The organism is Allobosea massiliensis (assembly GCF_042655245.1).
GTDB lineage: Bacteria > Pseudomonadota > Alphaproteobacteria > Rhizobiales > Beijerinckiaceae > Allobosea > Allobosea massiliensis.
Genome location: NZ_JBHSLU010000003.1, coordinates 155,012 through 161,306, shown reverse-complemented (window position 1 = coordinate 161,306; position 6,295 = coordinate 155,012). Strand labels below are relative to the sequence as shown.

Sequence of the window (6,295 nt, the reverse complement as noted above, 5' to 3'; positions counted from 1 at the left end):
TCGGGGATCTCTCGGTTCAGGGTTGGCGTTCACAACCCAAACCTAACCGGCAATCGCCGGTGACCACCGTCAGCTACACCACGCTATGGGACACGACCTTTTTGCTTAAGTAGAGTAGCCCTCGATTCAGGTAAGCGAGAATCGACTTTAGGTTAAGCCGAATGGCCTGGTCGTAATCCGCGACAGCCTGTTTGGCCTGTTGCCGGTTCTGTGGACGGTTAGTTAAGCTAATTCCACCTTCTTTTCGAACTCGGCCGGGCTGAGATAGCCGATGGTCGAGTGTCTGCGGATCGTATTGTAGAACCTCATAGCGCTTCCCTCGCGAAGTAGGCTGCGGCCTTTTTTAGGATATCGCGCTCCGCCTTGAGCTTGGTCACCTCACGCCGCAGCCGCTCGATCTCGAGCTGCTCGGGCTTCAACTGACCAGGTCCGGGAAAGGCCTGCGCCGGATCGGCGGCAAACTCCTTCACCCATTTGCGCAGCACGTTCTCGTGGACATCCAAGTCCCGAGACGCCTGCGCGACGCTCACACCGCGATCCTTGATCAGGCGAACCGCCTCGATCTTGAACTCACGCCCAAATCGTCTTCGCTGCATCTGCCACCTCCGGCTTCATGAACACCCAATCTCGGCGTCCACGAAACCGGCAGCAGGCCAGCCTGTCACGCCAGAGCATCAACCTCATGGATTGGCGAGCTGCCATGGCAGCGTCGTCCCGACGTGTTTGGGGCAGTTTCAATTTATGCTAAGATTTCAATAACATATGTGTTCGCACATTTGTCCTCCTTGCCCCACCATGCCTCTCCCAACGGCGCACCGGGCTTCGACCGCAGCGCAGGGTTCTCCGTCGATGATGTCCTGCGAACGCGTCCATCTCGTCACCGGCGCCGCCAGCGGCATCGGGCGAGCGACCGCGCTGCGGCTGGCTGGGCCCGGCGTCGGGCTCGTGCTGCATACGGGCTCTAACGCGGCCGGGCTGGCCGCGGTCGCGGCCGCGGCGGGGGCGGCGGGCGCCGTCGTCGCCACTCTGCTGGGCGACATCGCCGAGGCTGTCACGGCCGAGCGCGCGGTGGCGCTGGCCGATGAGCGCTTCGGTCGTCTGGATGCCATCGCGGCCGTCGCGGGCCATGCCCGCAAGGGCGGCATCATGGATCTGGCCGAGGCGGAGCTGCGGGGAGCCGTCGAGGATTCGGTCGTCGCGCTGCTGCGGCTGGCCCGGCTGGCGCGACCTCTGCTGAAGACCGGCGGCAGCGGGCGCATCGTCGCGACCTCCTCCTTCACCGCCCATGCGCTGCGCACCGATATGCAGCCCTTCGCCGCCACCGCCGCCAGCCGCGCCGCGCTCGAGACGACCGTGGGGCTGATGGCGCATGAGCTGGCGCCGGACGCCATCACGGTGAATGCGGTCGCGCCCGGGCTGATCCGCAAGGATGAGGGCCGGGGCAGCAAGCTCGCGGCCGAGGCGATCGCGCGGATGGAAGCGATCATCCCGATGGGGCGGCGTGGATTGCCGGAAGAGGTCGCCGCCGCAATCGCCTTCCTCGCCTCGACGGAAGCCTCCTACATCACGGGGCAGACGCTGCATGTCGATGGCGGTCTGGTCTGAGCCTCGGGCGGGAGAGCGCGACTTGCTCTAGCGCAAAGACGGACGCAGCCGCCCGTCTATGATTTTCCGTCAAGCCGGTCGACCGGCGCAGGGGGAAACGGCCGTGCAAGCGCCTGGGACGAGCTATCTCGACGAACGCCTGCCGCGCTACACGAGCTATCCGACGGCGCCGCATTTCGCCGCGGATGTCGACGGCGCTTGCTACGGCGACTGGCTCGGTGGGCTTTCGCCCGACACCAAGGGCTCGCTCTATCTGCACATCCCTTTTTGCCGGTCGATGTGCTGGTATTGCGGCTGCCACACCACGGTGGCGCTGCGCGACCCGCCGATCGGCGCCTATCTGGAGGTCCTGCGGCAAGAGATCGAGGCGGTCGCGGCGCGTCTCACCACGCCGCTCGACGTCCGCCATGTTCATTTCGGCGGCGGCACGCCGACCATCCTGGCGCCAGCGGATTTCGTCGCCCTCGTCGCGCTGCTGCGCGACCGTTTCGCGCTGCACCGAGACGCCGAGATCGCGGTCGAGATTGACCCGCGCCATCTCGCGCCGGCGATGATCGAGGCACTGCGCGAGGCTGGGGTCAACCGCGCCAGCCTCGGCGTGCAGAGTTTCGATCCCGAGGTCCAGCGCGCGATCAATCGCGTCCAGGGTGCCGGTCAGACCGCAGCCGTGATCACGCAGTTGCGCGAGGCCGGCATCGGCGGGATCAATCTCGACCTGATCTACGGGCTGCCGCGGCAGAGCACGGCCTCCTGCATCGAGACGGTGAACCAGTGTCTTGCGATGGAGCCGGACCGCTTTTCGATCTTCGGCTACGCCCATGTGCCGGACTTCAAGAAGCATCAGCAACGGATCGTTCTGGCGGACCTGCCCGACGGCGGCGCCAGGCATGAGCAGGCGGAGGCAATGGCGCAGCGCCTCGTCGATGCCGGCTATGTCCGCATCGGGCTCGACCATTTCGCGAAGCCGGACGACGAGATGGCGCAAGCTCTCGGCAGCGGGCAGCTGCGCCGCAATTTCCAGGGCTACACCACCGATGGCTGCGAGGCGCTGATCGGCTTCGGCGCCTCCGCCATCGGGCGGCTGCCGCAGGGCTATGTCCAGAACGAGGTCGTGACCGGCCGCTATGGCGAGCGCATCCGTGAGGGTGGGCTGGCGACGGTGCGCGGCTACCGGCTCAGCGACGACGACCGGCTGCGAGCGGATCTGATCGAGCGGCTGATGTGCGACCTTTCGGTCGATGTCGAGGCGGTCTGTGCGCGACATGGCGCCGATCCGGAGCAGTTGGCGCCGTCGCTCGCCCGGCTCGCGCCGCTGGTTCAGGACGGGATGGTGGATCAGGACGGTACCGTCATCCGCATGCCGGAGCGGGCGCGGCTTCTGGTGCGCAAGGTCGCCTCGGCCTTCGACGCGCATATCGACCAGCCGGCGCGACGCTACAGCCGCGCCGTGTGAGACCGGGATCGAAAAGATAGTGCAATCCCGCGGCGACGGATTGCCTTAGCGGCTGGACGCTCCGAAACGACAGCGACGGACCGCCCCGCCCATGACGACGCCCGCCCTCGTGATGCTCCACCGCGCGACGTCCGCGCCGCCCGCCTCCGCCCCGGGCCAGGGGCTCGGTCCGGCCGATCCCTTCGCGGCGGGCCGCGAGATCGCTTGGCGGTCGGAGGCTGCGGCTGCCGGCAGATGCGCTTTTTCGGGCACCGTCGATGTCGCCGCCTTCCCGCATACCGAGACGCTGGTGGTGCTGGCGGGCGAACTGACGCTGTCGGTCGCGGGCGCCTCTGCGCTCACCGTCGGCGCTCACGCGGCGGTGGTGATCGGGCGCGGCACAAAGCTTCGGATCGAGGCGGCGCCGGGCACTTTCTTCGCCTTCCACGCGCAGACGGCCGGCACCAGCGCGATGCCGGGCGCCACGCTGATCACCCGGGATCTGCCGCTGTCGCCCTCGACGCCGCCGGCGCCGGAGGTCCTGCTCGGCCCGTCGCCGCAATGCCGCAGCCACAATGTCTTCACCGACGAGGCCGTGCAGCTGCGCGCCGGCCTGTGGGACTCGACGCCCTATGCCCGGATCTCGCGTCCGCACCGTCTGGCCGAGCTGATGCACATCCTGGAAGGGGCTGTCGATCTCACCATGGCGGACGGCACCGTCGTCACCGTGGCGAAAGGCGAGACCGTCTTCGTGCCGCAGGGCGCGCCCTGTGCCTGGACCAGCCGCGTTCATGTGGCGAAGGTTTATGTCGTGCAGGAGACTGTCGGCTGATGGGCGACACGCTGATCCGGGACGCGGCCGTCCTGCGCGACATCGCGCCGGCCGACGCCGCCATCTGTGCGGGCCTCGCGCGTGCCGTCGGTTGGCCGCACCGGCCCGAGGATTGGGAGATGGCGATCGGGCTCGGGCGGGGCGTCGTAGCGACGCTCGGTGAGGAGGTCGTGGCGACGGCGCTGTGGTGGCCCTATGGCGAACACCACGCCACGCTCGGCATGATCATCGTCTCGCCGGAGCATCAGGGCGCCGGGATTGGCCGCCAGCTGATGCAGGCGCTGTTCGCGCAGGCGGAGGGGCGTTCGCTCCTGCTGAACGCCACCGTCGCCGGCCAGCCGCTCTACGAGAAGCTCGGTTTCGTCGTCTGCGGGGCGATCCGACAGTTTCACGGCGAGGTCACGACGGTTCCGGTGCCCGTTCTCGCTGGTGGCGCGGCGGTGCGCCCAGCTGGTTTGGCCGATCTGCCGGTTCTGGAGCAGCTGGATCAGGCGGCCACGGGCCTGCCGCGCGGGCCGCTGCTGCGGGCGGTGCTCGAGGCGGGCGAGGGCACCGTCCTGATGCGCGGCGGCGAGGCGGCCGGGTTCGCGCTGCTGCGCCGCTTCGGCCGGGGGCTCGTGATCGGGCCGGTGGTGGCGGCTGATCTGACGGATGCGCAGACGCTGCTGGCTCACGGCTTGCAGGGGCGGCAGGGGCAGTTCGTGCGGGCCGATATCGAGGACGGCTCCCCGCTCGGCGCGATGTTGACCGCGGCTGGCCTCAAGCCGGTCGACGGCGTCAACAGCATGGTGCGCGGCAGGCTGCCTCGGGCCTCGGGTCCGTTCCAGCGCTACACACTCGCCAGCCAGGCACTGGGCTGAAGGGACGACGATGGCACTCCTCTACAAGTCGGATCCGGTCCGCGGCGCCGAATGGGCGAAGATCCTGGCCGAGAAGGCGCCGGAGCTGTCCTTCCGGATCTGGCCCGATATCGGCGATCCGGCGGAGATCCGCTACTTCGTCGCCTGGATGCCGCCGGACGATCTGGCCGAGCGCTTCCCCAATCTCGAATTGCTGATGTCGTCGGGGGCGGGCGTCGATCATCTCGATTTGTCGAAGCTGCCGCCGAACCTGCCGGTGGCGCGCATGATCGAGACCGGCATCGTCGACGGCATGGTCGAATATGTCTCGATGGCCGTGCTCGGACTGCATCGCGACCTGATCGACTACGTCGGCCAGCAGCGCGCCGAGATCTGGCAGCAGATCCGCGTGCGTCCCGCTTCGACCCGGCGGGTCGGCGTGCTCGGCCTCGGCATGCTCGGCGAGGCCTGCTGCCGGATGCTGCGGACGCTCGGCTTCCAGGTCGCGGGGTGGAGCCGCTCCGGGCGCGAGATCGAGGGCGTAACCTGTTTTGCCGGGACGGAGAGCCTGCCGGATTTCCTGGGCCGGACCGACATCCTCGTCTGCCTGCTGCCGCTGACGGAGGAGACGCGCGGCATGCTCGGCGCCGAACTCTTCGCGCAGTTGCCGAACGGCGCGCGGCTGGTCAATGTCGGCCGCGGTGGGCATCTCGACCAGGAGGCGCTGCTGGCGGCGCTCGAGAGCGGGCAGATCTCGGCCGCGGTGCTGGACGTCTGCACACCCGAGCCGCTGACGCCGGGCCACCCCCTCTGGAGCCATCCGCGCGTGCTGTTGACGCCGCATGTCGCCAGCATGACCCAGCCGGAGACGGCCGTGGACCTCGTGCTCGAAAATCTGCGCCGTCACAAGGCGGGCGAGCCGTTGCTGGGCGCCGTCGACCGCAAACGCGGCTACTGACAGGGCCTGCCCCAAGGCAAAGCATGATCTGCCGCGGCGGGCTGCGAATTGGGCAGGTCGTATCATGACGGGTGCCCAAGGCCGTGCCGACGCCGCCCGGGCCTGTCCTAACCTTCTGCCAGGATGGACACAGCATCCGCGCGGAGGTCGAAGAGGTCCATGCACGAGCCAGCTCCGGTCAATCCCGTCCTGCAGGAAAGCGGGACGACGCCGTCATCCCTGCCTGCCAGCCAGGGCATCCGGCGGGCGCTGAGCCATATCGAGCGCCACTTCACCGACGCGATCTATCTCGAGGATCTGGCCGCCCTGGCGGGCCTAAGCGTCTGCCGCTTCGTGACGGTGTTCCGACGCCAGGTCGGGCTGACGCCGCATCGCTTCATCTGCCATCGCCGGATCGGATACGCCAAGCGGCTGCTGCGTGACGGGGTGCCGATGGCGCTGGCAGCCTCGGAGGCCGGGTTCTTCGACCAGAGCCATTTCTCGCGCCATTTCAAGAATATCTGCGGGATGACGCCGGGCCGCTATCTGCGCGAGATGGGCGGACTGCCCCGGCGCGAGGCCGATGCCCGGCCGCCGCTGCAGAGCGCCGCCTGATCCACCGACCCCACGCCGATCCGTTGCAGGAGCCC

Annotated in this window: 6 protein-coding genes and 1 pseudogene; 6 read left to right on the top strand and 1 reads right to left on the bottom strand. The window is 68.5% G+C overall.

Features of this window, described 5'->3' with window-relative positions:
• Positions 1-300: 300 nt before the first annotated feature.
• Positions 301-596: pseudogene (locus ACFPN9_RS00990) on the bottom strand (transposase); the annotation flags it as partial.
• A gap of 253 nt (positions 597-849) precedes the next feature.
• Between ACFPN9_RS00990 and ACFPN9_RS00985 the strand changes: the two are divergent.
• The 6 genes from ACFPN9_RS00985 (at position 850) to ACFPN9_RS00960 (ending at position 6,260) form a co-directional block, all read left to right on the top strand.
• Positions 850-1,605: an SDR family NAD(P)-dependent oxidoreductase gene (locus ACFPN9_RS00985; RefSeq protein ID WP_066722012.1), complete on the top strand. Its 756-nt coding sequence runs from the start codon at positions 850-852 to the stop codon at positions 1,603-1,605.
• Positions 1,606-1,708: 103 nt separating this feature from the next.
• Positions 1,709-3,058 (top strand): oxygen-independent coproporphyrinogen III oxidase, encoded by a 1,350-nt coding sequence (gene hemN, locus ACFPN9_RS00980; protein ID WP_377814968.1) that lies wholly within the window; start codon positions 1,709-1,711, stop codon positions 3,056-3,058.
• Between the two features lie 91 nt (positions 3,059-3,149).
• Positions 3,150-3,869 carry a cupin domain-containing protein gene (locus tag ACFPN9_RS00975; RefSeq protein WP_066722019.1) on the top strand — a complete coding sequence of 240 codons (720 nt, stop codon included), beginning with the start codon at positions 3,150-3,152 and terminating at the stop codon, positions 3,867-3,869.
• Positions 3,869-4,729, top strand: a complete 861-nt coding sequence (locus tag ACFPN9_RS00970; RefSeq protein WP_377814966.1) for a GNAT family N-acetyltransferase — start codon at positions 3,869-3,871, stop codon at positions 4,727-4,729. Before ACFPN9_RS00975 ends, ACFPN9_RS00970 begins: the two co-directional genes overlap by 1 nt.
• A gap of 10 nt (positions 4,730-4,739) precedes the next feature.
• Positions 4,740-5,666, top strand: coding sequence for a 2-hydroxyacid dehydrogenase (locus ACFPN9_RS00965; protein ID WP_066722023.1), 927 nt, complete (start codon positions 4,740-4,742; stop codon positions 5,664-5,666).
• A gap of 159 nt (positions 5,667-5,825) precedes the next feature.
• The gene (locus ACFPN9_RS00960) at positions 5,826-6,260 is read left to right on the top strand and encodes a helix-turn-helix transcriptional regulator (protein ID WP_082735188.1); all 435 of its coding nucleotides are present in this window, start codon (positions 5,826-5,828) and stop codon (positions 6,258-6,260) included.
• Positions 6,261-6,295 lie beyond the last annotated feature (35 nt).

What these genes read in the sequence shown, in the direction of transcription:
- ACFPN9_RS00960 (WP_082735188.1), top strand. Translation starts at nt 5,826, where the DNA reads ATGCACGAGCCAGCTCCGGTCAATCCCGTCCTGCAGGAAAGCGGGACG.
- ACFPN9_RS00965 (WP_066722023.1), top strand. Translation starts at nt 4,740, where the DNA reads ATGGCACTCCTCTACAAGTCGGATCCGGTCCGCGGCGCCGAATGGGCG.
- ACFPN9_RS00975 (WP_066722019.1), top strand. Translation starts at nt 3,150, where the DNA reads ATGACGACGCCCGCCCTCGTGATGCTCCACCGCGCGACGTCCGCGCCG.
- ACFPN9_RS00970 (WP_377814966.1), top strand. Translation starts at nt 3,869, where the DNA reads ATGGGCGACACGCTGATCCGGGACGCGGCCGTCCTGCGCGACATCGCG.
- ACFPN9_RS00985 (WP_066722012.1), top strand. Translation starts at nt 850, where the DNA reads ATGATGTCCTGCGAACGCGTCCATCTCGTCACCGGCGCCGCCAGCGGC.